The organism is Acinetobacter sp. 25-47-130 (assembly GCF_056779705.1).
The window spans coordinates 99,062-125,723 of the sequence record NZ_JBWYII010000001.1 but is presented as its reverse complement, the minus strand read 5'-3'; the positions used below and the strand labels follow the sequence as shown (position 1 = coordinate 125,723).

Annotated in this window: 22 protein-coding genes and 1 tRNA gene; 12 read left to right on the top strand and 11 right to left on the bottom strand. The window is 39.3% G+C overall.

From position 1 onward, the window contains the following. Positions 1–37 precede the first annotated feature (37 nt). The 5 genes from metF (at position 38) to AC1M83_RS00560 (ending at position 8,448) form a co-directional block, all read left to right on the top strand. Positions 38–874 carry a methylenetetrahydrofolate reductase [NAD(P)H] gene (gene metF, locus AC1M83_RS00580; protein ID WP_035266512.1) on the top strand — a complete coding sequence of 279 codons (837 nt, stop codon included), beginning with the start codon at positions 38–40 and terminating at the stop codon, positions 872–874. Positions 875–974: 100 nt separating this feature from the next. Beyond that, positions 975–1,685, top strand: coding sequence for a 16S rRNA (uracil(1498)-N(3))-methyltransferase (locus tag AC1M83_RS00575; RefSeq protein WP_481589727.1), 711 nt, complete (start codon positions 975–977; stop codon positions 1,683–1,685). A 168-nt stretch (positions 1,686–1,853) separates the two neighbouring features. After that, positions 1,854–4,718, top strand: a complete 2,865-nt coding sequence (locus tag AC1M83_RS00570; protein WP_481589726.1) for an EAL domain-containing protein — start codon at positions 1,854–1,856, stop codon at positions 4,716–4,718. 132 nt (positions 4,719–4,850) lie between these two features. Continuing rightward, positions 4,851–7,130: an NADP-dependent malic enzyme gene (locus AC1M83_RS00565; RefSeq protein ID WP_481589725.1), complete on the top strand. Its 2,280-nt coding sequence runs from the start codon at positions 4,851–4,853 to the stop codon at positions 7,128–7,130. A gap of 79 nt (positions 7,131–7,209) precedes the next feature. Then, a complete protein-coding gene (locus AC1M83_RS00560) occupies positions 7,210–8,448 on the top strand; it encodes a multifunctional CCA addition/repair protein (protein WP_481589724.1) in 1,239 nt (412 codons plus the stop codon). Between the two features lie 35 nt (positions 8,449–8,483). Here the strand turns inward: AC1M83_RS00560 and AC1M83_RS00555 are convergent, their stop codons facing one another. After that, complete coding sequence (locus AC1M83_RS00555) at positions 8,484–9,110, bottom strand: LysE family translocator (RefSeq protein WP_481589723.1); 627 nt, start codon at positions 9,108–9,110, stop codon at positions 8,484–8,486. A gap of 160 nt (positions 9,111–9,270) precedes the next feature. Here AC1M83_RS00555 and AC1M83_RS00550 point away from each other — a divergent pair, with 160 nt between their 5' ends. Further along, the gene (locus AC1M83_RS00550; protein ID WP_481589722.1) at positions 9,271–9,732 is read left to right on the top strand and encodes a GNAT family N-acetyltransferase; all 462 of its coding nucleotides are present in this window, start codon (positions 9,271–9,273) and stop codon (positions 9,730–9,732) included. Between the two features lie 12 nt (positions 9,733–9,744). On the opposite strand, the gene epmA is transcribed toward AC1M83_RS00550, so the two are convergent. The 7 genes from epmA to AC1M83_RS00515 all read right to left on the bottom strand — a co-directional run bounded on the left by epmA (position 9,745) and on the right by AC1M83_RS00515 (position 16,977). Beyond that, positions 9,745–10,725, bottom strand: a complete 981-nt coding sequence (gene epmA, locus AC1M83_RS00545; protein ID WP_481588506.1) for an EF-P lysine aminoacylase EpmA — start codon at positions 10,723–10,725, stop codon at positions 9,745–9,747. Beyond that, positions 10,722–11,789: a 4-phosphoerythronate dehydrogenase gene (locus AC1M83_RS00540; RefSeq protein WP_481589721.1), complete on the bottom strand. Its 1,068-nt coding sequence runs from the start codon at positions 11,787–11,789 to the stop codon at positions 10,722–10,724. The genes epmA and AC1M83_RS00540 overlap by 4 nt, the downstream gene beginning before the upstream one ends. Positions 11,790–11,899: 110 nt before the next feature. Next, positions 11,900–13,066, bottom strand: a complete 1,167-nt coding sequence (locus AC1M83_RS00535; RefSeq protein ID WP_481589720.1) for a type III PLP-dependent enzyme — start codon at positions 13,064–13,066, stop codon at positions 11,900–11,902. Between the two features lie 119 nt (positions 13,067–13,185). After that, on the bottom strand, positions 13,186–13,419 hold the full coding sequence (locus AC1M83_RS00530) for a phosphopantetheine-binding protein (protein WP_228133240.1): 234 nt from the start codon (positions 13,417–13,419) through the stop codon (positions 13,186–13,188). A gap of 2 nt (positions 13,420–13,421) precedes the next feature. Next, positions 13,422–14,066: an isochorismatase family protein gene (locus AC1M83_RS00525; RefSeq protein WP_179998458.1), complete on the bottom strand. Its 645-nt coding sequence runs from the start codon at positions 14,064–14,066 to the stop codon at positions 13,422–13,424. A gap of 15 nt (positions 14,067–14,081) precedes the next feature. Then, the gene (locus AC1M83_RS00520; protein WP_481589719.1) at positions 14,082–15,746 is read right to left on the bottom strand and encodes a (2,3-dihydroxybenzoyl)adenylate synthase; all 1,665 of its coding nucleotides are present in this window, start codon (positions 15,744–15,746) and stop codon (positions 14,082–14,084) included. Between the two features lies 1 nt (position 15,747). After that, positions 15,748–16,977, bottom strand: coding sequence for an isochorismate synthase (locus tag AC1M83_RS00515; RefSeq protein WP_481589718.1), 1,230 nt, complete (start codon positions 16,975–16,977; stop codon positions 15,748–15,750). 160 nt (positions 16,978–17,137) lie between these two features. On the opposite strand from AC1M83_RS00515, the gene AC1M83_RS00510 reads away from it, so the two are divergent. After that, positions 17,138–17,908, top strand: a complete 771-nt coding sequence (locus tag AC1M83_RS00510; RefSeq protein ID WP_481589717.1) for an SDR family oxidoreductase — start codon at positions 17,138–17,140, stop codon at positions 17,906–17,908. 37 nt (positions 17,909–17,945) lie between these two features. Here AC1M83_RS00510 and AC1M83_RS00505 read toward each other — a convergent pair whose 3' ends face one another. Beyond that, positions 17,946–19,268 carry a condensation domain-containing protein gene (locus tag AC1M83_RS00505; protein ID WP_481588513.1) on the bottom strand — a complete coding sequence of 441 codons (1,323 nt, stop codon included), beginning with the start codon at positions 19,266–19,268 and terminating at the stop codon, positions 17,946–17,948. 232 nt (positions 19,269–19,500) lie between these two features. On the opposite strand from AC1M83_RS00505, the gene AC1M83_RS00500 reads away from it, so the two are divergent. Genes AC1M83_RS00500 through AC1M83_RS00480 form a run of 5 tightly spaced genes read left to right on the top strand, consistent with a single transcriptional unit; the run spans position 19,501 to position 24,140 of the window. After that, positions 19,501–20,310 carry a siderophore-interacting protein gene (locus tag AC1M83_RS00500; RefSeq protein ID WP_481589716.1) on the top strand — a complete coding sequence of 270 codons (810 nt, stop codon included), beginning with the start codon at positions 19,501–19,503 and terminating at the stop codon, positions 20,308–20,310. A gap of 37 nt (positions 20,311–20,347) precedes the next feature. After that, a complete protein-coding gene (locus AC1M83_RS00495; protein ID WP_481589715.1) occupies positions 20,348–21,298 on the top strand; it encodes an ABC transporter substrate-binding protein in 951 nt (316 codons plus the stop codon). Position 21,299: 1 nt separating this feature from the next. Then, entirely contained in the window at positions 21,300–22,337 is a 1,038-nt protein-coding gene (locus tag AC1M83_RS00490) for a FecCD family ABC transporter permease (protein WP_481589714.1), read from the top strand. A 1-nt stretch (position 22,338) separates the two neighbouring features. Then, a complete protein-coding gene (locus AC1M83_RS00485; protein ID WP_481589713.1) occupies positions 22,339–23,355 on the top strand; it encodes a FecCD family ABC transporter permease in 1,017 nt (338 codons plus the stop codon). Next, positions 23,352–24,140 carry an ABC transporter ATP-binding protein gene (locus tag AC1M83_RS00480; protein WP_092765983.1) on the top strand — a complete coding sequence of 263 codons (789 nt, stop codon included), beginning with the start codon at positions 23,352–23,354 and terminating at the stop codon, positions 24,138–24,140. Before AC1M83_RS00485 ends, AC1M83_RS00480 begins: the two co-directional genes overlap by 4 nt. Positions 24,141–24,209: 69 nt before the next feature. Here AC1M83_RS00480 and AC1M83_RS00475 read toward each other — a convergent pair. Together AC1M83_RS00475 and AC1M83_RS00470 are read right to left on the bottom strand one after the other, a co-directional pair. Continuing rightward, positions 24,210–24,299: transfer RNA gene (locus AC1M83_RS00475), tRNA-Ser, on the bottom strand. A 97-nt stretch (positions 24,300–24,396) separates the two neighbouring features. Further along, positions 24,397–26,430: an oxidoreductase gene (locus AC1M83_RS00470; RefSeq protein ID WP_481589712.1), complete on the bottom strand. Its 2,034-nt coding sequence runs from the start codon at positions 26,428–26,430 to the stop codon at positions 24,397–24,399. Positions 26,431–26,662: the final 232 nt, after the last annotated feature.

The following is a 26,662-nucleotide window of genomic DNA, read 5'->3' as shown; positions in this document are numbered from 1 at the left end:
ATTCTATTTTGCTGAAATAAGTACAAAGGATTTGAACATGTCTAAACAGATTCCAATTTCTTTTGAGTTTTTCCCGACCAAAACTGATGCAGGTGCGGAAAAACTTAAGGTTGTTCACCAAGAACTGCAGTTGCTGAATCCAGAGTTTTTCTCTGTGACTTATGGTGCAGGTGGTTCTACACGTGAACGTACACTTTCGACTTTAGCTGATTTTAATGGCAAAGGCACGCCTGTTGCTCCTCACCTCTCTTGTATTGGTGATAGCAAAGAACGGATCGCTGAACTTTTAGATTTATACAAATCTCAAGGGATTGACCGTATTGTTGCACTACGTGGTGACTTACCTTCCGGTCAAGTTGGCTTAGGTGAATTACCGTATGCTCAGGATTTGGTACGCTTTATCCGTGAACATTCGGGTGACCACTTCCAGATTGAAGTTGCAGCTTACCCTGAAATGCACCCACAAGCAGATAGCTTTGATTTAGACATTAAACGCTTTTGTGAGAAAGCCAATGCAGGTGCAAATGCAGCCTTAACTCAATTCTTCTTTAATCCAGATGCGTATTTTTACTTTGTAGAGCGCATTCAAAAAGAAGGTGTGAATATTCCTGTTGCGCCGGGCATTATGCCAATTACCAATGCAAGCAATCTCATTCGTTTTGCGGATGGTACCGGTGCCGAAATCCCTCGTTGGATTCGTAAGCAACTTGCGGCTTATGGTGATGACACTGCTTCAATTAAAGCCTTTGGTCATGAAGTGATTGTGAAGCTATGTGAACGCCTCATTGCTGGTGGTGCGCCAAGCTTACACTTTTATACGATGAACACCACTGATCCAACTCGTCAACTTGTAAAAGACCTCGGTCTAGCATAAGTCTCCTGACTTCTTTTATCGACAGCTTAGGTTCACCTTATTTGATGTAGGGACTGAAGATAAAAGAAGTTTTTATTTTACCGATTTTAGAGTAATGCAGATGCCTCGTTTTTTTATTGAAGCAGACCTTAATGTAAATACAACAGTTGAACTGACTGAAACTGTATTTCATCATTGGGTCAAAGTTTTACGTGCACAAGTCGGTGAAAAAGCGACCTTGTTTAATGGTCAAGGTGGCGAATATCAAGTTGAATTAACTGAAGCCAATAAAAAAACAGGCTCGGTTCTAGTTCAAGAATTTAACCCAACCAATCGCACACCAAACTTTAATGCCTTACTTGGTCAAGTAATGAGTAAAGGTGACCGCATGGATTATGCTATTCAAAAAGCGGTTGAGTTAGGCGTATCTGAAATTCAACTTCTCACCTCTGAACGTTGCGAAATGCGTTTAAAGTACGACCGTGATCAGAAAAAACTTGATCATTGGCAAGGTGTAGCAATTGCAGCTTGCGAGCAGTGTGGAATGAATATTGTTCCAAAAATATTAGCTCCACTCCCTTTGGCACAATGGTTAAATAGCACACTCCCTGAAACGAAATTAGTCTTAGCCCCCAATAAAGATGAGGTCGATGTGTTAAATGATGCCTCCTCAAATATAGCGCTACTCATTGGTCCAGAAGGTGGATTAAGTGAAGCCGAAATCCAATCTGCAAATCAGCATGGATTTATCAATTGGTGTATTGGTGAACGTGTTTTACGTACAGAAACTGCACCAGTGGTTGCTTTATCGATCTTAAATTACAAATTTTAATAAATATTTTCTCAAAATTCCGTGATTTAACTCACAATAGAATTGATTTTCATCCAATTAGACAGTACTTTAATGAGAAAAGAGTTGTCGCGCTAAATTTATATTTTTTAAGTTCGTACTCAAAAATAATTCAAATAAAGTAGAAAGAAAATTAAGGTATTGCCAGTTATGAGTGAAGTTCAGGGAGAGCATGTTTCCAACTCTGTACTCGATAGCCAGATCAAAAGTGCGACATCTAATTTGCATTTTTTTTTAGCGTGGGTGCTCTTTGCCTGCATCTATAATCAACTTATTTACTTCTTTTATTTCAAAAGCTTTTCAATACCTTATACCATTTGGCTCATTTTATTTACCGCCATTCTTTTAATCTGTTTTTACTTTACCCTCTTTTTTAAAAAATCTAATCAAATTAGTATTTTTAACTTAGACATGTGGGCACAATTGGTTTGCTTAATTACTGGAGCTGGTCTAGCTATTGGTATTTATACCGTATTACAGCTTATCCCCGAACATAATCCAGAAGTCAAAGATATACATATGTTGACTTTAGCTGGGTTAATGTTATCTATTGTTTATACTTTTGCTATTGTATTTTTATCACAGCGGTTACGATATTTCCTTTATGTTTTTTTGCCTTCAGCTTCGGCCATAGTCCTCTCCAATTTCCTTTTTTTAGATAATACTCCTGATGTTTTTAGTTTAATCTTTAATATTTGGTTTGGTGTATTACTTATTTGCGCTCTCCTTACCCATAAGATGTACCGCCGTCTCGGAATTTTAAATAGTCACAATAAATTCTATTTATCTGAGTCTAGAAAACACCTTGTAGAGTCATCACTTTTACAAGAAAAGCTTAAAAATGAGATTGAAAAATCCAAAAAAATTGAAAACCAATTACAAATGCATAATCAATTACTCGAACAAAAAGTAATTGAACGAACCTACGATATTAATAAAATTAACGATCGACTACAGCACCATCAAGCTAACCTCGATTTTGCACATGAAACTGCTGGCATTTCATCTTGGCTATGGAACATCGAGAAAAGAACCATTGAAATTTCAGGCATTAAATATGGTAATCAGGTTTTGCACTATCAAAGTGCCACTGATCAAATTAGCGAGTTTATTCACCCCGAAGATCAAGAAAATTATCGTAAAGAGCTCCGTAAACATTTAAGAGGAAAAACTGAACGTTTTGAAGCACATTATAGAACTAAAGTAAAAGATCAGTGGTTCTGGATTAAAGATATTGGTCGAGTTATTACACGTGATCCTAAAAATAATAAACCTCTTAAAATGGTGGGCATTTTCCAAGACATTGAAAGTGAAAAAAAAGCACAAGAAAAATTGAAATTAGCTTCGAATGTATTTAATCAAGTGGCCCAAGGGGTTTTCGTTTTAGACAATAACTTGTGTTTTTTAGAAGTTAATCCCTATTTTAGTGAATTGGTCAACATCCCACCACAAGATATTATCTCAAAACATATCTTCGACATTACCAAATCATCAACGTCCCAGCTCAGCCAACATCATGCTGATATAACTCAAACAGTGTTACTCACTGGACAATATGATGCTGAAGTCACAGAAGAATTTATTTCAGGAAAAATATTAACCTTGTGGTTGCATATCAATGCAGTTCGAGATGATAAAAACAGAATTTTAAATTATGTAGGCATCATTTCAGATTTAACTGAACGGAAGCAAAACCTTGAAAGAATGGCCTACTTAGAGAATTACGATCTACTTACAGATTTACCTAACCGTGTTTATTTTAATTTACAGTTACACCAGTATCTAATTAGTAAATCTAAAATTCTGAGCCATTTTTCTATTATTCGTCTTAACATTGATCGATTTAGACATTTTAATGAGTTTATTAATCATCAAACTGGAGATGAAGTTCTCAAAGAGGTTTCGCGAAGACTGAAGCATACCTGTTCTAAAGCTGTTTTAATTTCGTATTTAAACAATGATGACTTTGCCATGATTTATAACTTAAATCATAGTCATTACACGATTCAGCAAGTCGTCGATCAAATTCTTGAAGCCTTTGAAATCCCCTTTATCATCGATGGACAAGAACACATGATTCATGTCTCGCTTGGTATTGCGATTTACCCCAATCATGGTCGACAAATTGGCAGCTTAAATAGCCACGCGGAAAGTGCTTTAACAGAAGCAAAAAAACTAGGGGGCAGCACAGCCTATTATTATGACAACAAGCCTGAATCCATTTTTGGCAGTGACATTGAGCTCGAAAGAGATTTACGACTTGCTATAAAAAATCAGGACTTAGAAATTTACTATCAACCTAAGATCGAAAGTAAAACGATGCAAGTGAGCGGCTTTGAAGCATTAATCCGCTGGAATCATCCAAAGTATGGCATCATCATGCCAGATCGTTTTATACCGATTGCTGAAATGACTAGTCTGATCTCAGATATCGGAAAATTTGTTATTTTCCAGACATGTAAGCAACTTAAAATATGGCATGAATTAGGATTTGATAAGTTACAAATTTCTATTAATGTCGTGGCGCAACAGATCCATCGTGGGGAATTTCTCAATTTTATTGATCAAGCCATTCTGAAATATGCACTTGAACCCCAATACATTGAGTTTGAATTGACGGAGTCGTCTTTACTGGACAAATCCTCACATGTTTTTGATCTCCTCAATCAAATTAAAAATAAAAAATTCTCAATCGCACTAGATGACTTTGGTACAGGCTATTCTTCCCTTGCTTATCTTGCCGACTATCCTATTGATACACTCAAGATTGATCGCGCCTTTATTTCAAAGATTGGCACTCGTAAAAATAATGCTATTGTCGATGCGATTATTTCCATGGGTAAAGCGATGGGTATGAAATTGGTTGCTGAAGGTGTAGAAGACCTTGAACAAATCGAATACTTAAGAAAACAGGGCTGTGATTATTTCCAAGGCTATTATTTTTCAAAGCCCCTAAATGCGATTGATAGCACTCAATATTTAAAAAATGAAGTGCAATTATCACAAACACCTTAATCTCAAGACCAAAGTCCTAAATATGTATGAAATTTCGACTTTTAACTGTGATCACTGCGCAACTAGTGGTATATTCCAAGTGATATAACCAAAAACCAGCAAAGCTGGAATATTGTAATTACTGGGATTCAGATGGACGATCAATCTTTAAAACAGCAAGCACTCTACTACCACGAATTTCCAACACCAGGAAAAATCAGCGTTACTCCGAGTAAGCAACTCGTCAACCAACATGATCTAGCATTAGCATATTCCCCAGGTGTTGCAGTGCCATGTTTGGAAATTGAAAAAGACCCTTCTAAAGCAGCGCTGTATACTGCGCGTGGTAACCTAGTTGCAGTCGTCAGTAATGGTACTGCAGTACTCGGTTTGGGTAATATTGGTCCCCTCGCTTCAAAACCAGTGATGGAAGGTAAAGGCGTCCTGTTCAAAAAGTTTGCAGGCGTTGACGTTTTCGATATCGAAATTGCAGAAAACGATCCAGATAAAATCGTAGATATCGTTGCTGCTCTTGAACCGACTTTCGGGGGGATTAACCTCGAAGATATCAAAGCTCCAGAATGTTTCTATATTGAACAGAAACTTCGTGAGCGCATGAATATTCCAGTCTTTCATGATGACCAACACGGTACGTCAATCATTGTAGGCTCAGCACTTTTAAATGCTTTGCAATTAAATGGCAAAAAGATTGAAGATATCAAGATCGTCGCTTCTGGAGCAGGTGCTGCTGCACTGTCATGTCTAGATCTTCTTTGTGCGCTTGGTGCTAAAAAAGAAAATATCATTGTTGCTGACTCTCGTGGACTCTTAACAAAAAAACGTGAAGGTTTAGACGAGTCTAAAAAACGCTATGTTCAAGATATCGAAGGTTCTCAGCTTGGCGACGTAATTGCTGGTGCAGATATGTTCCTTGGTCTATCAGCTGCGGGTATTTTGACTAAAGAAATGGTCAAAGTCATGGCGAAGGATCCAATTATCTTCGCGCTTGCTAACCCAGATCCTGAAATTCTGCCTGAACATGCACATGAAGTTCGTGATGATGTCATCATGGCGACGGGTCGTTCAGACTATCCGAACCAAGTCAATAATGCGCTTTGCTTCCCATATATCTTCCGTGGTGCACTTGATGTAGGTGCAACAACCATTAACGAAGAAATGAAGATTGCATGTGTACACGCAATTGCTCGTATGGCACATGTAGAAGCTGATGCTGCATCTTATGGTGAAAAATCTGCATCATTTGGACGTGATTACCTAATTCCACGCCCACTAGATCAACGCTTGATTCTTGAAATTGCGCCTGCTGTTGCAAAAGCCGCGATGGATTCTGGTGTAGCAACTCGTCCAATCCAAGATTTCTCCGTGTATCATCAGCGTCTTTCTGAGTTCGTTTACAACTCAGCATTTATGATGAAACCAATTTTTGCTCAAGCGAAAACTGATCCTAAACGTATTGCTTATGCGGAAGGTGAAGATCTTCGTGTTCTTCGTGCTGTTCAAATTGCCGTAGACGAAGGCCTGGCAAAACCGATCTTGGTGGGTCGTACTGCTGTGATCGAAGCGAATATTAAGAAATTAGGTTTACGTTTAGAAAATGGTGTGAATATCACTATCGTTGATCAAGAAACAAATCCTGATTACGAAAAGTTTGCTGATGATTACTATAATCTGATGATGCGTAAAGGGGTAACACCTGAGTATGCACAACGTGAATCACGTCGTCGTTCGACCCTAATTGCAGCGATGTTAGTACGTCACGGCTTAGCAGATGGTATGCTATGTGGTACGTATTCTAGCTACGATATTCATTTAGATTTCGTGAGCAATGTCATTGGTTTAAAAGAAGGTCATAACACTTTCTTTACGTTAAATGCGTTGATGCTCGAAGATCGTAACTTGTTCATTGCAGATACATACATCAATCGTAATCCTACAGCTGAACAGCTTGCTGAAATGACTATTTTAGCAGCAGAAGAAGTCCGTCGTTTCGGTATTACTCCACGTGTAGCATTGTTGTCGCACTCAAGTTTTGGTTCTGACCAGACTGATCCTAGCGCTCAAAAAATGCGTAAAGTGTATGCAATCCTTTCTGAAATTGCACCTGAGCTTGAAGTTGAAGGTGAAATGCATGCAGATGCAGCGCTTGATGAAAATATCCGTAGCTTTGCATTCCCTAACTCGCGCTTCAAAGGTTCTGCGAATCTATTGATTATGCCGAATTTAGATGCTGCAAATATTTCATTCAACCTGTTGAAGTCAACTTCAGGAAATAATGTAACAATTGGTCCAATCTTATTAGGTGCGGCTAAGCCAGTTCATATCTTAACACCGACAGCAACTACGCGCCGTGTTGTGAATATGACTGCATTAACTGTTGCAGAAATTCAAGAAGAGGAAAAAAACGCGCTCTAATCCTTCATTTAGGGCACGTTTTGTGACTTGAGAAAACCTCTATTCTGATGCATGATGGTGCTAAGAATAGAGGTTTTTTATGCAAGTTTATTTAGTAGGCGGTGCAGTGCGAGATCAGTTGCTCGGACACCCCTATCATGAAAAAGATTATGTCGTTGTCGGTGCAACACCAGAACAACTTTTAAACCAAGGTTTCCAACCTGTTGGTAAAGATTTTCCTGTATTTCTACATCCCGAAACTAAAGATGAATACGCCCTCGCTCGTACTGAGCGTAAATCTGGGCATGGTTATCATGGCTTTGAATTTTTTACCGATCCCTCGGTAACCCTTGAAGATGATTTAATTCGTCGTGATTTGACCATCAATGCAATGGCTATGAATGAAGATGGTGAGTTGTTCGACCCTTATCATGGTCATCAAGATTTGAATCATCGCATTTTACGTCACGTATCTGATGCATTTGCAGAGGATCCACTACGAGTATTGCGTGTTGCCCGTTTTGCAGCTCGCTATCATCAGTATGGTTTTAAAGTAGCTGAAGAAACCATAGCCTTAATGAAAAATTTGGCTGATTCTGGTGAATTGCAAGCACTTACGCCTGAACGTGTTTGGAAAGAAACTTCTCGTGCTTTAATGGAACGTGATGCTGATATTTACTTCGAAGTCCTTCGTCAGTGTGATGCTCTCAAAATCCTCTTTCCAGAAATCGAAGCATTATTTGGTGTCCCACAACGTCCTGAATACCATCCTGAAATTGACTGTGGTATTCATACCTTGATGTCATTACAACAAGCTTGTAAAGCAGACTATTCGATGGATGTACGCTTCGCGGTATTAGTGCATGATCTGGGTAAAGCACTCACGCCTAAAGATGAGTTACCTCGCCATATCATGCATGAGGAACGTGGTGTTCAGCCCGTGACTGATTTATGTGAACGTCTTAAAGTTCCGACCCAAACCAAACAATTGGCAATTGCGGTGTGCAAAGAACATCTTAAATGCCATCAGGCGTTTACATTAAAACCAGGAACACTATGGCGTCTATTACAACGTTTAGATGTATTACGCCGTCCTGAACGTGTTGAGGCTTTTGTACAAGCATGTGAATGTGATGCCAAAGGTCGCTTAGGTCTCGAAGACCGTGAATATCCTCAAGCAAAATATGTATTAGATGCGGTACAGATTGTTCGTTCAATTAAAGCATCTGATTTACCGCCTGAGATCAAAGGCCCTGATATTGGTGAAATGCTGATACAAAAAAGAATCGAGGCTTTGGCAACGCACCGAGAAAAACATCAATCCTTGGTAAACGCATAATATTTACCTCCTGAAACTCAGGAGGTAATCGTATTTTAAAAGAATGATTGTTGAAAATATTTAAAAGAATCAATCATTGGTTTAATGATTGAAGCCACTAATAGTAGCGCCATACTGTAATTGAAAATTTTTAGATGCTGTGGCGTACGCACCAAAGTTTGTAATTTTTCTCCGAGTATTCCCCAAGCTCCCGTGCATGGAATACAGACTAACCCAAACACAACACCCAAAATGATATACCAATAAAATTCACTGCCTGCAGCTAAATAAGTCGTCACCGCGCCCATTGCCATAATCCAAGCTTTTGGATTGACCCATTGAAATAATGCAGCTTGCAAAAAAGTAATGGGTTTCGCTTGAGTTTTATCTAATTCAACTGAGCCTGATTGAGCAATCTTAATAGCTAAATAGATTAAATAAGCAATACCGATCAACTTTAGAATTTCGTAAACCAATTGATTTTGACTCAGTAATGTACCAATTCCTAAACCAACCAAAATCACCATGACCCCAAAACCGATCGCTACACCTAAAATGTGTCCATAAGTCGCACGGAGTCCAAAGTTCACTCCTGAGGTTGCGACCATCAAATTGTTAGGTCCAGGTGTTATGGATGTCACAATTGTATAAATTACAAAAGATAAAAATATAGAAAAAGACATATAGTCGCCTATGATTATTGTTTTAAATCTTCACGTTGAAAAAATGAATCAAATCCAATATTAAAAGATAAAATATTAAATTTATCTAAACAAAATACATGAAAGATTAAATTATTTAAACATAGTTTAATTCATACTTATAAATCATGTTTCAATAGCCATGACAATACTGATTAAACCTGTAAATTTAAACCATGATGTTGCAGCGATCGCTGAATTGACTACACAAATCGGCTATCCAACTCAAACAGAAGTTATGAAAGAACGTTTGATGAGGTTGCAAGCCCAGGAGCGTTATACAACCCTAGTATTTATCGATCATGGACAAGTTGTCGCATATATTGGTTTTGTTGAAGAAATATCATGTGAATATGCTGATCCGTATTTTCGCATTCTAGTACTCATTGTAGATCAGGCGCATCGCGATAAAGGGATTGGTCAAAAACTGTTGGCTCACGTTGAACATATAGCCAGTCAACAAGGTATTCAAAAAATTGTGGTCAGTAGTGGTAATCGTGCTGAACGATTACCTGCACATCAGTTTTATTTAAATCACGGTTTTAAAGCGTATAGCACGACATTTGTCAAAATATTAGCTCCTCAAGATCGTCCTTTATCCTGAGGATAAAAAATCTTATGAGCGATCAGCAGGAAATGTAATCACTTGCTCTAATTTCATTTTCTCTGTTGCCACCATCAGTAAACGATCGATTCCTAATGCGATACCTGAGCATTCTGGCATTTTAGGCAATGCGGCTAAGAGATTTTCATCTATTGGCATAACATCTAAGCCTAATTTTTCGCGTTCAGCATTATCAGCTTCAAAACGGGAACGCAATACATCTGCATCAATCAACTCATCATAAGCATTTGCTAACTCTAAGCCCTCAATGTAAAGCTCAAAACGTGCTGCAACCAATTCCCCATCTTCATCAACTCGAGTTTTTGCAAGAGAAGCAAGTTCTGGTGGAAAATCCGTTAAAAATACAGGTGTATCAAAACCTAAGCTCGGTTCCACCATATGCGAAAATAACAGGTCGATATATCCTAGACGATCATCACCCAGATCTAGATTTAACCCAACACGATTACAACAATCCTTTAATTCCTCTAATGTGGATTTAAGTGGATTAAAATCTAAGCGATCTATAAATGCATGTTTATAACTTAAAATCGTAGGTCGCACTTCGCCAAAACGATGTGCCAAAGTGACATTGAGTAAATCTGTAACTTCAAACATCAAGTCTTTGAGACTAAAATCAGGTCTATACCACTCAAGCATGGTAAATTCACTGTTATGTTTACGGCCATGTTCATCATCACGAAAAACTTTACAGATTTGATAAATTGGCCCTACACCTGCTGCCAACAGTCGTTTCATGGCAAATTCTGGTGAAGTTTGAAGATAGTGCTTTTTCAAATGACCATGTACATGACGGCTTGCCTCAACTGACGCCAAGTGGACATCAGTTACTCCAGCATGAGATAAAATTGGAGTTTCAACTTCCAAAACATCACGTTCTAAAAAAAATTGGCGAATCTGTTGATACATCCTCGCTCTGGCTTTCATGGCAGCAAAATCGCAAGTTGGTAGATAGCTCAGAGAGTCAGTCATGCCTGAGGCCCTCCATGAGCAGCCCATTCACGGCGTAATGGATATGTTTTGCGTAATTGATCAAATGAGGCTTGATCTACTTTCCCATCTTTGAGGCATGCTCTTAAGTTCTGATCATCTCTAAAGATATCGTAGATATGGTTTAATTGAGTTTTCAGCGTGTGCTTGAGATCACTATTGTTAAAATATTGTTCACATGTAGGCAATTGGGTTTCGAACTGTTTTGAAGGTTTATGGCCGAAATGCTGACAGAAAGCATCATAAATCATCTGGGTACCACGCGCTTTACCCTCAAGACTATACCCCGCAATATGCGGTGTCACCAATTGCACAAGATCCAGTAACTCTTCCGTAATGACTGGTTCATGCTCAAAGACATCTAGTACAACTTTACGACCTGTTGCTCGAATATCTGCAATCAAAGCTTGTTCTTCAATGACTGACCCACGGGCAGAATTAATTAAAATTGTAGATGGTTTAAGCTTTTTTAAGGTCTCAGCATTAAACATATGTCGGGTTGCATGCATCCCTGAAGTGGTTAATGGCGCATGGATAGAAATTGCATCTGCTTTTGAAAAAACTTCATCTAAAGTGACTTGCTGAATATTTTCTCTTTGTACAAAAGGATCAACCCCGATGACGTTCCATCCCAATAATTTCGCCATATGTGCGAGTCGTGAACCGACATTACCCAGCCCAATAATGGCTAAAGTGAAATCTTGTTCAGCATCTAGAAGATGAGGATTTAGAGCTAATAACGCAGTAATAACATATTCAGAAACAGCTTGGGCATTACATCCTGCAGCATTTGACCAATGAATATTTTGTTGTTCAATTGCTGGAATGTCCAAATGATCTGTGCCGATCGTTGCACTACCCACAAAGGTTAATGCAGTATTTTGAATGAGCGCAGAATTCACTTTCGTCACAGAACGTACTAATAAGGCTTCAGCATCGACCACATCTTCATGCTTTAAGGTACGACCAGCTTTATTATCAATATCGCCAAATTCTGAAAAGAAATAATCTGTGAATGCGAGATTTTCATCTGCAACGATTTTCATGAGCCTACCCATCAAGATTTTAGCATTATGATAACGCTTCTGGGAGGGTTAGGCTATGTGGCTCGCAGCTTGAGCGACTGACTACCAACCACATAGCACCATTCCTTAAATCAATCTAAATAGAACGTTTTTAAAGGTGGATAACCATTAAATTCGACCGAAGCATAAGAGGTTGTATAAGCTCCAGTACTTAACCAATAGAGTCGATCTCCAATGCTCAAGTTTTTAGGTAACTGATAAGGCACTTTTTCATACATGATATCAGTTGAATCACAGGTCGGGCCTGCAAGCACAACACTTGAATGCTCAGGTGCTGAATGCATTTTAGGTGTATATATAGGATATTTGATCATTTCACCTAAAGTTTCAATTAGTCCATTAAAGACGCCCACATCCGTGTAGACCCATCGTTTATCATCATGTGCTGATTTATTGGCGATAAGAACAATCTCTGAAACAATCACACCAGCATTACCCACCAACGATCTGCCTGGCTCCAAAAATAATATCACCTGATCATCAAAGTGTTCATCAAGATAGCGTTGAATCTCGTGCGCATAACTTTGAATACTGTCAACATCAGCTAAGTAATGTGCTGGGAAACCACCACCCAAATTGATTAATTGTAAACTGATACCGTATTGGTCTTTCAAAGTATTAAATATTTGCTTCACTACCGTTAAAGCTGAACGCCATACAGTGACATCACGTTGCTGACTACCGACATGGAATGACACGCCAAAGGGTATTAAACCCAATTGTCTAGCTTTCACCATTAAATCAACCGCCATATCTGGATGGCATCCAAATTTACGTGAAAGTGGCCAATCTGCTGTACCTCCCGACTCTACCATTGCCCTGACAAAGACTTTAGAGTTCGGTGCGAATTCGGCAATTTGTGCGAGATCTGCTTCCGCATCGGTAACAAATAAACGGATTCCTTTTCGGTAAGCGTATTCAACGTCTGAAGCTTTTTTAATAGTATTACCGTATGAAATACGATCTGGATGAATTCCACATTCAAGCGCTTTGTCTAACTCATAAATTGATGCAACATCAAAATATGAGCCAAGTTGATCAAGTTTATGAATAATTTCACGACCTGGATTTGCTTTCACTGCATAATAAATATGGGCTTTTGGAAAGCTATTTTGCAACTCAATAAATTGAGTTTGCACTTGATCTAAATCAACAACTAAAAAAGGGCTTTGCTTTGTTTCGGCAAAATTTTGGATTTTTTTCCATTGTTGATCAGAATAGTATTTTTCTAATTGCATGTAAGATCCACTCACGTTAGCGAATAATTTAACGAAAATGGCCTTTGGCTATAAGTACTTTGGCTAGGGCCGTTGATTGTGCATGTGTTGATTCTCAAGGTATGCACATTAGTCTTACATCAATCTCTATTCAATTTAAGACGATCACTCCATTCATTCAACGTTGGCTCCTCCACCAGATCTTGAAATTCAATTTGAAAGCCTTTTTCACGTAGCAATCCAACCAGCGTCATAAGACTGACTGAATCAAGTCCTAACATAAATAAATTATCTTCCTGCTGAATTTCATCTACAGGTAAATTCAATTGATGTGCGACCATATTTTTTAACTCAAGCATGCTTAATTCATTCATGATCATTGCCCCTGACCTAAGGCGTTAATCACAGTCTGAGTATCCATGACTTTTGCACAGCGCCCAGTCGCATACTTTAGTGCAAGATCATGTTCTTCTCGGCTAAAATCCGCCAAGGCATCACCTACCATAAACGCTTGAATATCCAGCATAAATGCTTCCGCAGCTGTTAATAAGCAACCAATATGGGCATATACTCCACAAATCACTAATTGATCGCGATTGGCTTGTTTGATTTGCTGCTCAAAATCACTTTTTTTAAATGCGCTATAGCGCCATTTTGTCAGCACGGTGTCTTCATTTTTTGGTTGAAGTGGATCAATAATTTTGGTCAATGCTGGATCAGCTGACAAACCTTTACCCCAAAAATCCGTTAATAGTTGACGATGTTCTGGCGTCTGATCTCCAGGTTGTGCGGTGTAATAGACTGGAATTCCTAGTGCATGTGCCTGATCAATAAGAGCTTTACAATTTCGGATTAATGTCGGAATGGGCGCTTGGGTTTGATCATAGAAATCTAAAAAATATTGCTGAACATCATGTACCAATAAAACCGACCGTGACGCATCTAAAGTCCAATCAACTTTGTTAACTGGAAAATCTTGAGCAGATGGCATGGGATAACTTGCAATACGTGGGATTGCCATATTTTATTTCCTTCGTTAAATCGTGTCTTCGGTGAGGCGTTTTCTGAGTTGTTTCTTGTCGATTTTGCCCAATGCCGTATAAGGCATTTCTTCAATAAATTCGATGCGATCTGGGATCTTATAGGTCGCCAGACCGTATGCTTGAACGAATTGTCTAATTTGCATTTTCAGCCTTGTTTCTGATGCATCTTGGTTGTTAGGTCGCCATTGAATAAATGCACAACTTTTTTCTCCTAACATTGGATCTGGTTGTGCAACCAAGGCGGACAAGATGATTTGTTGGTGTTGATTTAAAACCTGTTCGACTTCTTCCGTCGCGATTTTTTCACCGCCACGATTAATTTGTTCCTTACTTCGCCCTTCAACAATAATATTGCCTTCTGGCGTTAATCGAACTAAATCACCAGTGCGATAAAATCCATCTAAGGTAAAAGCACTTCGATTATGTTCTGAAGCCCGATAATAACCTCTAATGGTATAAGGGCCGCGAGTTAAAAGATGCCCCACCTCACCCAATGGCAGCTCGTGATCCTCCTCATCGACGATTTTTATTTCATCATCTGGACTTATACGGGAACCTTGGGTACCTATAATGACTTCTTTCGGATCATCGTAACGCGTGTAATTCACCAAGCCTTCTGCCATACCAAATACTTGTTGTAATCGGCATTGGTATTGATCAATCAACTTTTCAGCTAAAGCATCTGGCAACCTTGCTCCACCGACCTGTAAGGCCGTTAATTTTTTAAAAATATTTGTTGCGCCATTTTGAACAGCTTCAGCCCATGTTGCTGCTAATGCAGGGACAAGAGCAACATGCGTGATATTGTGCGATTCAATGAGTGGAAATACAGTTTGGGGAGAAGGATCTTTCGCTAAAATAAGTGTTCCACCTGCATAAAATAGCCCCAATGAACCAGCCGAACTCATACTGAAATTATGTGCTACTGGAAGCACCATAAGCATACGGCTTTCTGTATCAAGTTCACAAATATCTGCACTGGCACGAACACTATACAAATAGTCATCATGTGTTCTTGGTATAAGTTTCGGTGTGCCAGTACTGCCCCCTGAAAGTTGAAAAAAAGCCACATGGCGAGCCGTTATTTTGGGCTTTGAAACCATATGATTTTTAAACGATGCAAGATTCGGCCAAGGATCAAAATCGCCTGCATCACCAACGACAATCACTTGCTGTAAAGTCGGACATCTGCGCTGGCACTCTTGCGCTAAGGATCTGTAATCAAAGCCTTGATGCTTATCTGCACAGATATACAATTTAGCATCTGTTTGCTGAATAAAATGACTTACTTCGGCATGACGGTGTGCTGGTAAACTCATCACTGGTCGCATCCCTATCCGCAAAGCTGCAAAATAAGCAATAAAAAACTCTGCTATATTTGGCATTTGAATCACAATAGCATCTGCCAGCCCATAGCCTTGTTTAGTCAAGAAGACTGCAAATTGTTCAATATTTTGATTCAGCTCTTGATAAGAATACTGGCGATCACCACAAATCAATGCCACCTGATTGGCAAATTTCTGGGCTGATTCTTGAAAAAATTCAGAAATGGTTTGACCTTTCCAATATCCCTTTTGAATGTACCGTTCTACGAAATCTTCTGGGTATGGCACGATGCCATCCCAGAGCAAAGACTCGTCATTTACATTTGCATTCATTTTATTCCCCATGATTTAAGTGCTGAGAATCTAAACCCAATGCATTTAACATCGTTTTAAATTTCACGATGGTTTCTGACAGTTCACTGTTCGGCTGTGAAGCTTCAACAATTCCTGCACCCGCATAAAGACGCGCATAATGGTCAAAGATACGCCCACAACGTACATTCACTGCCCAAGCACCATTCCCTCGGGCATCACACCACCCCATAGTTCCTGCGAATAGGTTACGTTTAAAAGGCTCTAGTTCCGAAATCAACTGGCGAGCCATAGGGGCTGGTTGTCCACAGACTGCTGGCGTTGGATGTAAAATTGAGACCACATCAAAGATATGTTGCTCTGGATCTTTCAACGTTCCCTGAATTTTGGTCGCCAAGTGCCAAACCGCCTCTGTTTTAATCAGTGAAGGTGATTTTGGGATATTGAGCATTTTGCACAAGGGAGAGAGTTGATCTGCAATGGCTTCGATGACCACGGCGTGTTCATGCTGATCTTTTTGCGAAGCAAGCAATTTTTCAGCTTGTTGTTGATCCAGTGTTGGATCTGAATGACGTGCTAATGTTCCTGCAACTGGATGGCTAAACAAATATTCATTTTGCTTCGCAACGAGAAGTTCTGGACTTGCCCCCATAAACCAACCAGATTGTTTTGGGTTTTGGGCCAATGCAAATGTGTAGCCATCAGGATTAGAGGCCAACAACTGGTAAAATAAATCAATAATATTAATTTTGTGTTGGGTTTTAAGATCAATTGCCCGAGCCAACACTGCTTTTTCTAGCGGTGATGACCTCATCAATTCAACCAATTTGACGACTCCAGCAATGTATTCCTCTTGTGCTGGGATGAGAGTCGCTTGCACTTGATCATCAAGAAAAGACTGAGCCGAATGATCAATGCGCTCATTTACAAATGTGTTTTTTGCTTCCGCAATCGAGATTTCTGGTAAATCTCGATGATCAAAAGGCAAGCTCCCGACCAAAATAAGATCTTTATTCGCTGTTAATTCGATTTTTTTTTGTAGTGTAGATTTTGCTTGTTCGAGCCACTGTGCTTGCTGCTGATTAAAATTTAAATGAGAAGCTCGATCAAATTCGATATGTTCAATTAACTTTTTACTTGAAATGGTCCCCGTTGGCGTTGCGAACACGAAGCCAGGTTGATCTTCCTCAATTAACTCTTCCTTTTTTATGCCTATCATATTTTGAAAAACTGACGGTTCTATTGGCAACATATTTGTTCTCACGATTATCTGTTCGCACTGCGTGCATCAAACTTTCAACATTCACAAAAGGACAACCTCTAGGAGTTGAACGCAACCAATATAATAATTATTATTCCCAATTGAAAATGATTATCGTTTCAATTTGTTAATAAAATTAAAGGATACTTAAATGGGTTTATATATCGTGACGGGTGCAGCTAGAGGAATTGGCGCTGAAATTTGTCGTCAACTATTGCAGAAGGATCATCAAGTCATTGCAATTGATCGGATCGATGACATCAATCAATGGGAACTTTTTAAATTAATTCCTGAAGCATCACTCAACCATCTAGACCACATCAGCTGTGACATTCGTAAGACCAATGAGATTATTCAGCACATTGAAAATTCTATACTTTTTAAAGGCACGATCACGGGTTTAGTGAATGCTGTAGGAGTCTTAGAAATGGGATCTTTATTAAATACATCTGTTGAACAATGGCATGAAAATTTGTCGATAAATTTCATTGGTCCTGCCGAACTTAGTCGTTGGGTCGCTCACCAAATGATTCCGCAAAGAGAAGGTGCGATTGTGAGCATCAGTTCAAATGCAGCCCTCATTCCAAGAATGAATATGGGTTTGTATGCAACGACCAAAGCTACAGTAAGTCACTATTTTAAAAATCTTGCGTTGGAACTCGCGCCTCACAATATTCGCTGTAACTTAGTTTTACCTGGCTCAACCCTTACACAAATGCAAAAACAACTATGGACTGAGGATCGCCCTCCAGCAGGCATTGTCAACGGAAATCTAGAACAATTCCGAAATGGTATTCCATTGCAAAAGATTGCTGAGGCTGAAGATATTGCCAATGCCGTGATGTTTTTACTTTCAGAGCAAGCAGGCCAAATCACAATGCACGAATTAGTGGTTGATGGTGGAGCAACTCTAGGCGTGTAACAGCCCTATTGCCTCATTCAAAGGATAAACTGCCAGACTATTCTGGCAGTGGTTTGTGAATTTGAAGTTGTTCAAAAACAAGTTCTGGTTGAGCTAACCAAGTTTTCATCATCTCCATAAAATCATACCAATAAGCTTTGAGACTCGGCACATCATAAAGTTCTTTATGTCCGTCAACAGCGAGATACAAACGCTCAATACCATTAACAAACTTATTGGTAATCGCGGTATCAAAGTCTTCAATTGGGCCAGCGGATATGGTTGTTTTTGTTAACTTACACCCTTCGAAATGTTCAGGTAAAGGATAAGGAATCCAATTCACAATAGGTCCAAATAAGATATTTTCATAGGGATCAAAATCTTCTAATACAAATCGCATTTGCTCAAAATAGCTTTGCTGATGCGGTCGAATTTCGGCAAACCTTTTCGTTAATAATAAAATGATTTCTTTTAAGTTTTCCTGTCCAGTAATGCCCAACCTTAATGGCAGGATATTCATGACTAAGCACGGAATACGCATAGATGAAGTACCCAACCGAGACATAAAAGGTACCCCAAAGCATTGTTGAGGATCTTTAGACTGTTTCATTAAATAACTCATCATCACCGCCATAACGATAAGAGCACTGGGCAATTTTAATTCAGTTGCTAATGCATTTAATTGTAGCTGTGTAGGCCAATCAATTACCTCTTCATAACGTGGCCCTTGTGAAAATGGTTCTTTTAATTTTCGTTTAAGTCGTTTCTTAGGGGCTTTCTCATACGAAAAATTAGCCTTCCAAAAGTCCAAATCTTTTTTAGCTTTTTCAGAGTGAAGGTAGTGCTGTTCTTCTACAATAAACTTTTCATAATGATCGAACCCTTTAATTTTTAATTCAGTACCATTTTTGAGAGATTGATAATAATCAATAAATCGGCTAATCATCAGTCCGTAAGCGTAGCCATCTAATGCAACGTGATGCGCTTTAAAAAATAATCCATACTTTTGCTCACCTAAGTGTGCAAACACATAGTCATATAAATGACCCGATTCTAAATTAAATGCTGGTTCTACTTCTTTTTCAGCCCACGCTAAAATTTCCTCCTCATCAAGCTGAGATAAATCAACGAAGCTAGGTTTCCGTATCGTCACATCATCTACTCGATAGACGTGTTCGCCCTGAACTAAAGCTCGCCAATGAAGCGATTTAGCTTCCTTTAGTGTGAGATAAACTGCTTTTTGAAAAAGCTCTCGATCTAATGGTCCCTCAATCACCAACCACTCCGCCGTATGAAAAGGATAACTGCCATGATAATGATGTCCTTTCCACATACTGTGTTGTGCACGAGTTAATAGATCATGGGATTCATTGATTTGCATAAGACAACCGCATATATTTAATTTTCATTATAAAATCAAAGCTTTACAAAATATCCTAACCTTCATATTTTGTGATTACACTTTGGCACAAAAAGATTATTAAATATAATGATTATCATTTGCAAATTTAATTTGTTTGATTTAGATTAATAACCATTCAAATCTGTCGACTGACGCACGTATTACTGTATCGACGATCTTCACTCCATTGATAAGTACAGAAGATTAAATAATGACGACACAATCTCCTCCTCTAGCTCGACATATTTCTGTCCATTCAACAGAACAAATTTCCACTCATTTACAGCGTATTAGGTTTAAAAGTGAAGATTTCACAGGTTATGCAAAATGTGATGGTGGTGCGCACATCAAATTGTTTTTTCCGAACCCTGATCAACAAGCACCTGACCTCCCGTTTCGAAATTCTTTAGGCAAAATTACGTGGCCAAATGGAAAGAAACCAATTACGCGAACATATACTGTTCGAGATTTCGATGAAGAACAGCAACTTTTAGTCATCGATTTTGTAAGACATGAAGATTTTGGTATAGCGGCTGATTGGGCAAAGCATGCGAGTCCAGGTGATCTGTTAGGTCTAGCCGGTCCAGGAGGACCAGCACGTTTTAAAATCGATGCAGAATATTGGATTTTTGTTGGAGATCTTTCAGCAATCCCGATGATCGCTGCCTCACTTGAACAATTACCAAAAGACGCTCATGGTGAAGTTTGGATCGAGATCGAAGATGATTCAGACCAAATACATCTGAATAAGCCTGAACACATTAAGGTTCATTGGTGCAAGGGCCCTCATGAATTGAATAATAACATCCGTGATTTTTTGCAAAACTTAGACTGGAAAAATAAAGATATTTCAGTATCACTGGCAGGTGAAAATTCAACGGTGGTTGAACTTCGTAAAATACTGAGACATAACTTCCAGCTACCCAAGAGCAATTTATATGCTGTGCCTTATTGGAAGCAAGGTCACAACGAAGAGGCTTATCATGAGGAACGCCATCAAGTCATGGATGCCATTGAATAAGTGAATAGAATTATTTTAATGAAATATGTAGAAAGATATGAAATATAAAATTGCAATTATGTTGAGTGCTATCACTCTCTTCACAGCATGCTCTCAGTCGAATGAACCTTCTTCACGAGACAGTAAAGCGACGGTTGAATCTCAAATAAATACTACACGACAAATTGAAGATGCTTTAGGTCGTCAAGTCACAATTCCTGTACAGCCACAACGTGTTGTGGTTTTAAGTGAACTTGATTTGGATAGTGCTATTGCGCTTGGAATAAAACCTATAGGCAGTAGTTATGTTCGAGGTCAAAGTAATTTTCCAGATTACCTCAAAAATGAAACACAACAAATCGCCTCCGTCGGTAACTTTGGACAACCGAGCATGGAACAAATTCTCACGTTACAACCTGACTTAATTATTGCTGGAAGCATGATTGATACACAAATGATTAATCAATTGCAGCAGATTGCACCCACTGCAGTCAGTTTTGCACGCGGAGAGCCATGGAAAGACAGTTTCAAAAAGGTAGCTCATTTATTAAACAAAGAACAACAAGCCCAAAAAGCTCTAGAAGCGTACGATCAATATGCGCAAGAAGCTCAACAGAAATTGCATGCTCAACAAGGTCAATCAGTCAGTGTCATTCGTTGGACAGCCAATGGACCTGTGTATATGTTAAATGATTCATTTGCGAGCCAAATTTTAAAAGATATTGGCTTAACACGACCTCAACATCAGCAACAACCAGGTGCAAGCCATACGCCCCCAATCAGTCGTGAACGTTTTGATCAAATTGATGCAGACTGGCTCATCATTGGCAGCCATCTAAACGCAGATAAGCAGCTGGCCGAACTAGAAAAATTACCAGAATTCCAACGTCTTAATGCTGCAAAAAACAAACATTATTTCGTGGTGGATGCATCTATGTGGACTGGCATAGGTGGACCACATGCTGCTCGACATGCCATTGATGATGTATTGAAGCATTTCCATAATTAACATGCTGAAGAATGCTACAACTGTACTTGATCGATTCCCGCTGATGGGAATCGTGCTTAGCTTAATTATTTTTTGTTGCGCTGTTTTGTCGATCGCGTACGGCGCTGGTCAGCCCTACTTTACAGACAGTTTGCAACTTATTCTTCAGGCACTAAGTCAATGGTCGTTAGAACCAATCACTCCCCTATTGGAAATTAGAATTCCACGTACTATTGCGGCGGTGAGTGTCGGATTAGCTTTAGCGATCTCAGGCGTCATCCTTCAAAACTTGCTTAAAAACCCTTTGGCTGATAGTGGATTAATCGGAATTAATAGTGGCGCATCTCTTGCCATTGTTTTGGCCATTGTTCTTCAAATGGATACCATAGGACTATTTTTTTGGGCGCTGATTGGTGCATTAGTGAGTGCCTTATTGGTCTTTGCCATCACCCCTCGTCAAATGACAGATCAAAGCTCACTTACACGTTTAGTCTTGGCTGGACTGGCAATCACCAGTACATTCCAAGGTTTTATGGCTGCCATTCTTCTGAGTTTCCAAAATGGTTTAGATGACTATCGTTTTTGGGTTTTAGGTTCGCTCAATCGCGTTGATATTCAATATCTCGGTCTTGCACTAATTTTAATGGCGATCGGACTCATCATCGCTATATTGGTGATACGCCCCCTGGGCCTTAGCTTAGTTGGTGATCAACTGGCGAATAGCTTAGGCTTAAATACGAAACTACTTGATGCATTATGCATTTTAGCTGTGGTTTTATTAACTGGAAGTGCCGTTGCATTAACAGGACCAATTGCCTTTTTAGGCTTGATTGCACCTTACTTTGCACGAGCTATTGGTGCTCATAGTATTCAGAAACAACTCATCTATAGCGGACTATTTGGCATGTTGTTGTTGCTGATCGCGGATATCATTGCACGTGCAGTCGTGCAACCTTTCGAAGCCCCTGTCAGTATTCTTTTAGCCTTATTAGGTGCGCCTATTTTAATATGGATGGTGCGTCAAAATAACCTACAAAATATTATTCAAGCGGAGAAATAATATGTTTTCTCTGTTGAGTCGTTTAAAACAAAAATCAGTAATAAAGGCTTGGATAATCATTGCGATTCTACTGATATCACTCAGTTTATTTAGCCTGATGTACGGTGAAATCACATTAAATTTGAATACGCTATGGAATGTATTGACAGGCAATGCGTCAGCTCCACATCAACTTCTCGTTGAAAAGATTAGATTACCACGACTTTTGGCAGCCTTATTGATTGGCGCTGCACTCGCCTTATCTGGTCTCATTCTTCAAATTATCACCAAAAACCCTCTTGCGAGCCCAGATGTTTTTGGTATCAGTGACAGTGCAGTGCTTGCTTTGGCATTCACCATTCTCCTCTCAAGCGCTAGTATGTTAGGTCAATGGTGGCAAGCATTGATGGGCGCGATCTTCTGTGTTTTCTTTATTTTAATTGCTTCAGGCGGCGTGGGAACACAGGGGTATCGTATTTTGGTCATCGGGGTCGGAATTGCAACACTCATGAAAGCCAGTTTTGACCTTATCCTTGCGACACTGCCAGTAATGCACACCAGTAATATTTTAATTTTTAGTAGTGGTAGTTTAATTGCTCGAAGCTACAACATCTTGCTACCAACTTCGATTTTTATCATACTGCTTGTCAGTATTATTGTGCTGTGGCGGCGACTATTTAGTGCAATGGTTCTCCCTGATTCTGTCATTGATAGTCTAGGAGAACCCTTATCTAAAATTAGACTGATGCTCATTATTATTGCTTCCTTTCTCGCTGGGACCGCTGTCAGTATTGCAGGCCCCATTGGATTCGTGGCTATTGCCGCACCAATCATCGCATTTAAATCATTTCCTCATCATTTATTTCCGATTTTTCCAACCATGTGTATTGGTGCATTAATGGTTTTATGTGCCGATTTACTTGGAAAAAATTTGCTTGCCCCTGTCGAAATTCCCGCAGGCATTATTAGCGGCATGGTTGGTGGTCCACTGTTGTTGTGGTTGTTATATCGTCATTCTAGAAGTATGAGTCGTACATGAGTTTAATCATCAATCAATTAAGTGCTGGATATAATCATCATCAAGTTTTGAAGGGTATCAATGCTGAATTTCAGCAGGGTCAAGTCATCGTCCTCATTGGTCCAAATGGCTGTGGAAAATCGACCTTGTTAAAATGTATTGCTCAAATTCATCCATATGATCAAGGCGAAGTCATTTGGGAAAAAAATCAACTGAATATACTCAGTAAAAAGTTGCTCGCTAAACAACTTGCATTACTTCCACAGCATGTAACTGCACCCAACGGCATGACAGTTGAACAGTTAGTACGCTTCGGTCGTTTTCCACATCAAGGTTGGTTTAAACGACTGAACATCGAAGACCAAAAAGCGATTGATGACGCTTTGTCTGCGACCCATTTAAGCGAATTAAAAAATCAAAATTTAAGCAATCTATCAGGAGGTCAACGTCAACGTGCATGGATCGCAATGGTACTCGCACAACAAACTCCTTTAATTCTTTTAGATGAACCAATCAGTATGCTCGATATCGGTCATCAAGCCGATATTTTAAATTTAGTCCGCTCTCTAGCCTCACAAGGTAAAACCATAGTGATGGTTCTACATGAATTAGCCACTGCTGCACGCTGTGCCGATTTTCTAGTTGCCATGAAAGATGGTCAAATCATTGCACAAGGAAAATCAGAAGATGTTTTAACAAAGCAATTAGTTCATCAACTCTATAACTTAGATGCTGAAGTCAGACTGGTTGAAGATGATCAACACAAAAAAAGGTTACTGGTCATCCCAAATAAGTTTGGTGATTAAACACTCGAATAAAAAGCTTGAATATATAGAATAAAAAAAAGCCCTGACATCTGTCAGGGCTTTTGAATTTGGCGGAAGCGGTGAGATTCGAACTCACGGAGGACTCACACCCTCGTCGGTTTTCAAGACCGGTGCATTAAACCGCTCTGCCACGCTTCCATGTGCGCCATAATACGAAGCTTTTCATATCATGACAAGTAAAAATTACAATCAAACCATTCAAGTGAATATAGTTTCACCAAATGATTCAAATTTATTAAATTTTGGCTGCAATTTCAGCACCTTCACGAATCGCACGCTTAGCGTCAAGCTCAGCAGCAAGCTTTGCACCACCAATAATGTGATATTTCGCTAAAGTTGTTTCAATCTCTGATGGCATAATCTCTTTAACAGATTCTTGCCCTGCACAAACAACGACAGTATCGACTCGTAATAATTGATCATTCCCACCAACTTCGATCCACAGACCTTCATCACTCACTGATTTATATTGAACGCCACGCAACATTTTCACATGGTGTTTTTTTAATTGGGCGCGATGAACCCAACCAGAGGTTTTACCTAATCCTATACCCAAAGGCGTTGTCTTACGTTGCAATAAATATATTTCGCGAACTGGATGATCCACTTCAGCAGGTTGTAAACCACCTTCAGAAACATACTGAACATCAGGATCAACTCCCCACTCACGTTTCCATTCTGCCAAAGGTTGTGGCTGTGGCTGATGTTCAGGTTTTAATAAAAACTCTGACACATCAAATCCGATACCACCAGCACCAATTACTGCTACCTTTTGACCCACAGGCGCACCTCTTAATACTTCTGCATAAGATAAAACTTGTGGTGCATCACTTCCTTCAATCTTCAATGCACGTGGTACAACGCCTGTCGCAACAATCACTTCATCAAAGCCTTCACGCTCAAGCTGTTCACGATTAACTTTAGTATTTAAACGAAGTTCAACCCCAGTACGCTCAATTTGGACTTTAAAATAGCGAATGGTTTCGTGAAACTCTTCTTTCCCAGGAACAACTTTCGCTAAGTTGAATTGTCCCCCTACATCATTAGTGGCTTCAAATAAAGTAACTAGATGACCACGACTGGCAGCAACGGTCGCTGCCGACATTCCAGCTACACCACCACCCACAACAGCTACTTTTTTTGGCTTCTTGGTTTTTAAATAAACCAGTTCAGTTTCATAGGCTGCACGTGGATTCACTAAACATGTGGCACGTTTATTTTTGAAAGTATGATCCAAACAAGCCTGATTACACGCAATACACGTATTGATTTCATCAACACGATTAGTTGCCGTTTTATTCACCCAGAAAGCATCTGCCAATAATGGTCGAGCCATTTGAATCATGTCGGCTTTACCTTCAGCCAAAATAGCTTCGGCAGTTTCAGGCATATTGATTCGGTTGGATGCAATCACAGGCACAGACACATGTTTTTTCACCTCTGCGGTATAATCTACAAATGCCGCACGAGGAACAGAGGTTACAATTGTTGGCACACGAGCTTCATGCCAACCAATACCTGTATTCAATAATGTGATACCCGCTTCTTCTAGCGCTTTAGCAACGGTGATCACTTCATTCATTGTATTACCGTCGTGAACTAAATCGAGCATAGATAAACGGAAACAAATGATAAATTTTTCGCCAACTTTCGCGCGAATTGCCTTAACAATTTCAACTGCAAAGCGCATACGGTTTTCTATTTCCCCGCCCCATTGGTCTGTACGCTGATTGACATGACGACTCATAAATTGGTTCAGCAAATAGCCTTCTGATCCCATGATTTCGACACCATCATAGCCAGCTTTTTTCGCGATACTTGCTGTAGCCGCATAATCTTGAATCGTATCCAGAATTTGTTTTTCTGACATCTGACGTGGTTTAAATGGTGAGATCGGCGATTTTATTGGGCTTGCAGAAACCACAAATGGTTGATAACCATAACGCCCTGAATGCAAAATTTGCATTAAAATTTTTGCACCATGTTTATGAACTGCATGTGTCACTAATCGGTGTGGGGCAACATCACCTAAGGTATTCATTGTGCCACCAGCTGGAAGCAGCCAGCCCTGACGGTTAGGGGAAATACCCCCTGTAATGATGAGACCTACGCCCCCTTTAGCACGCTCACCAAAATATGCTGCTAATTTAGGATAGTTATAAAAACGATCTTCTAGACCGGTATGCATCGATCCCATCACGACACGATTTTTTAAGGTAGTGAAACCAAGATCAAGAGGTTTTAATATATTTGCATAGCGAGTTGTCATGGCAATTCCTTATTTTATGGGCTTTGCAACTTGTTGCATAAAACTATACTTCTTTTTTCATAACTGTTTATGGCAATTTTTTGTCTTTTTCTATAATAAATTACCAACTATGAAATTAGATATTAATATTCAATCACTTACAATAAAATATTTTTCACTAAGTTCGCTTTGAAAAATTGCAATAAAATAAATTAATGCATAAAAATCTTCATAAATGCGCTGTATTATTTTC

What these genes read in the sequence shown, in the direction of transcription:
- metF (WP_035266512.1), top strand. Translation starts at nt 38, where the DNA reads ATGTCTAAACAGATTCCAATTTCTTTTGAGTTTTTCCCGACCAAAACT.
- AC1M83_RS00575 (WP_481589727.1), top strand. Translation starts at nt 975, where the DNA reads ATGCCTCGTTTTTTTATTGAAGCAGACCTTAATGTAAATACAACAGTT.
- AC1M83_RS00570 (WP_481589726.1), top strand. Translation starts at nt 1,854, where the DNA reads ATGAGTGAAGTTCAGGGAGAGCATGTTTCCAACTCTGTACTCGATAGC.
- AC1M83_RS00565 (WP_481589725.1), top strand. Translation starts at nt 4,851, where the DNA reads ATGGACGATCAATCTTTAAAACAGCAAGCACTCTACTACCACGAATTT.
- AC1M83_RS00560 (WP_481589724.1), top strand. Translation starts at nt 7,210, where the DNA reads ATGCAAGTTTATTTAGTAGGCGGTGCAGTGCGAGATCAGTTGCTCGGA.
- AC1M83_RS00555 (WP_481589723.1), bottom strand. Translation starts at nt 9,110, where the DNA reads ATGTCTTTTTCTATATTTTTATCTTTTGTAATTTATACAATTGTGACA.
- AC1M83_RS00550 (WP_481589722.1), top strand. Translation starts at nt 9,271, where the DNA reads ATGACAATACTGATTAAACCTGTAAATTTAAACCATGATGTTGCAGCG.
- epmA (WP_481588506.1), bottom strand. Translation starts at nt 10,725, where the DNA reads ATGACTGACTCTCTGAGCTATCTACCAACTTGCGATTTTGCTGCCATG.
- AC1M83_RS00540 (WP_481589721.1), bottom strand. Translation starts at nt 11,789, where the DNA reads ATGAAAATCGTTGCAGATGAAAATCTCGCATTCACAGATTATTTCTTT.
- AC1M83_RS00535 (WP_481589720.1), bottom strand. Translation starts at nt 13,066, where the DNA reads ATGCAATTAGAAAAATACTATTCTGATCAACAATGGAAAAAAATCCAA.
- AC1M83_RS00530 (WP_228133240.1), bottom strand. Translation starts at nt 13,419, where the DNA reads ATGAATGAATTAAGCATGCTTGAGTTAAAAAATATGGTCGCACATCAA.
- AC1M83_RS00525 (WP_179998458.1), bottom strand. Translation starts at nt 14,066, where the DNA reads ATGGCAATCCCACGTATTGCAAGTTATCCCATGCCATCTGCTCAAGAT.
- AC1M83_RS00520 (WP_481589719.1), bottom strand. Translation starts at nt 15,746, where the DNA reads ATGAATGCAAATGTAAATGACGAGTCTTTGCTCTGGGATGGCATCGTG.
- AC1M83_RS00515 (WP_481589718.1), bottom strand. Translation starts at nt 16,977, where the DNA reads ATGTTGCCAATAGAACCGTCAGTTTTTCAAAATATGATAGGCATAAAA.
- AC1M83_RS00510 (WP_481589717.1), top strand. Translation starts at nt 17,138, where the DNA reads ATGGGTTTATATATCGTGACGGGTGCAGCTAGAGGAATTGGCGCTGAA.
- AC1M83_RS00505 (WP_481588513.1), bottom strand. Translation starts at nt 19,268, where the DNA reads ATGCAAATCAATGAATCCCATGATCTATTAACTCGTGCACAACACAGT.
- AC1M83_RS00500 (WP_481589716.1), top strand. Translation starts at nt 19,501, where the DNA reads ATGACGACACAATCTCCTCCTCTAGCTCGACATATTTCTGTCCATTCA.
- AC1M83_RS00495 (WP_481589715.1), top strand. Translation starts at nt 20,348, where the DNA reads ATGAAATATAAAATTGCAATTATGTTGAGTGCTATCACTCTCTTCACA.
- AC1M83_RS00490 (WP_481589714.1), top strand. Translation starts at nt 21,300, where the DNA reads ATGCTGAAGAATGCTACAACTGTACTTGATCGATTCCCGCTGATGGGA.
- AC1M83_RS00485 (WP_481589713.1), top strand. Translation starts at nt 22,339, where the DNA reads ATGTTTTCTCTGTTGAGTCGTTTAAAACAAAAATCAGTAATAAAGGCT.
- AC1M83_RS00480 (WP_092765983.1), top strand. Translation starts at nt 23,352, where the DNA reads ATGAGTTTAATCATCAATCAATTAAGTGCTGGATATAATCATCATCAA.
- AC1M83_RS00470 (WP_481589712.1), bottom strand. Translation starts at nt 26,430, where the DNA reads ATGACAACTCGCTATGCAAATATATTAAAACCTCTTGATCTTGGTTTC.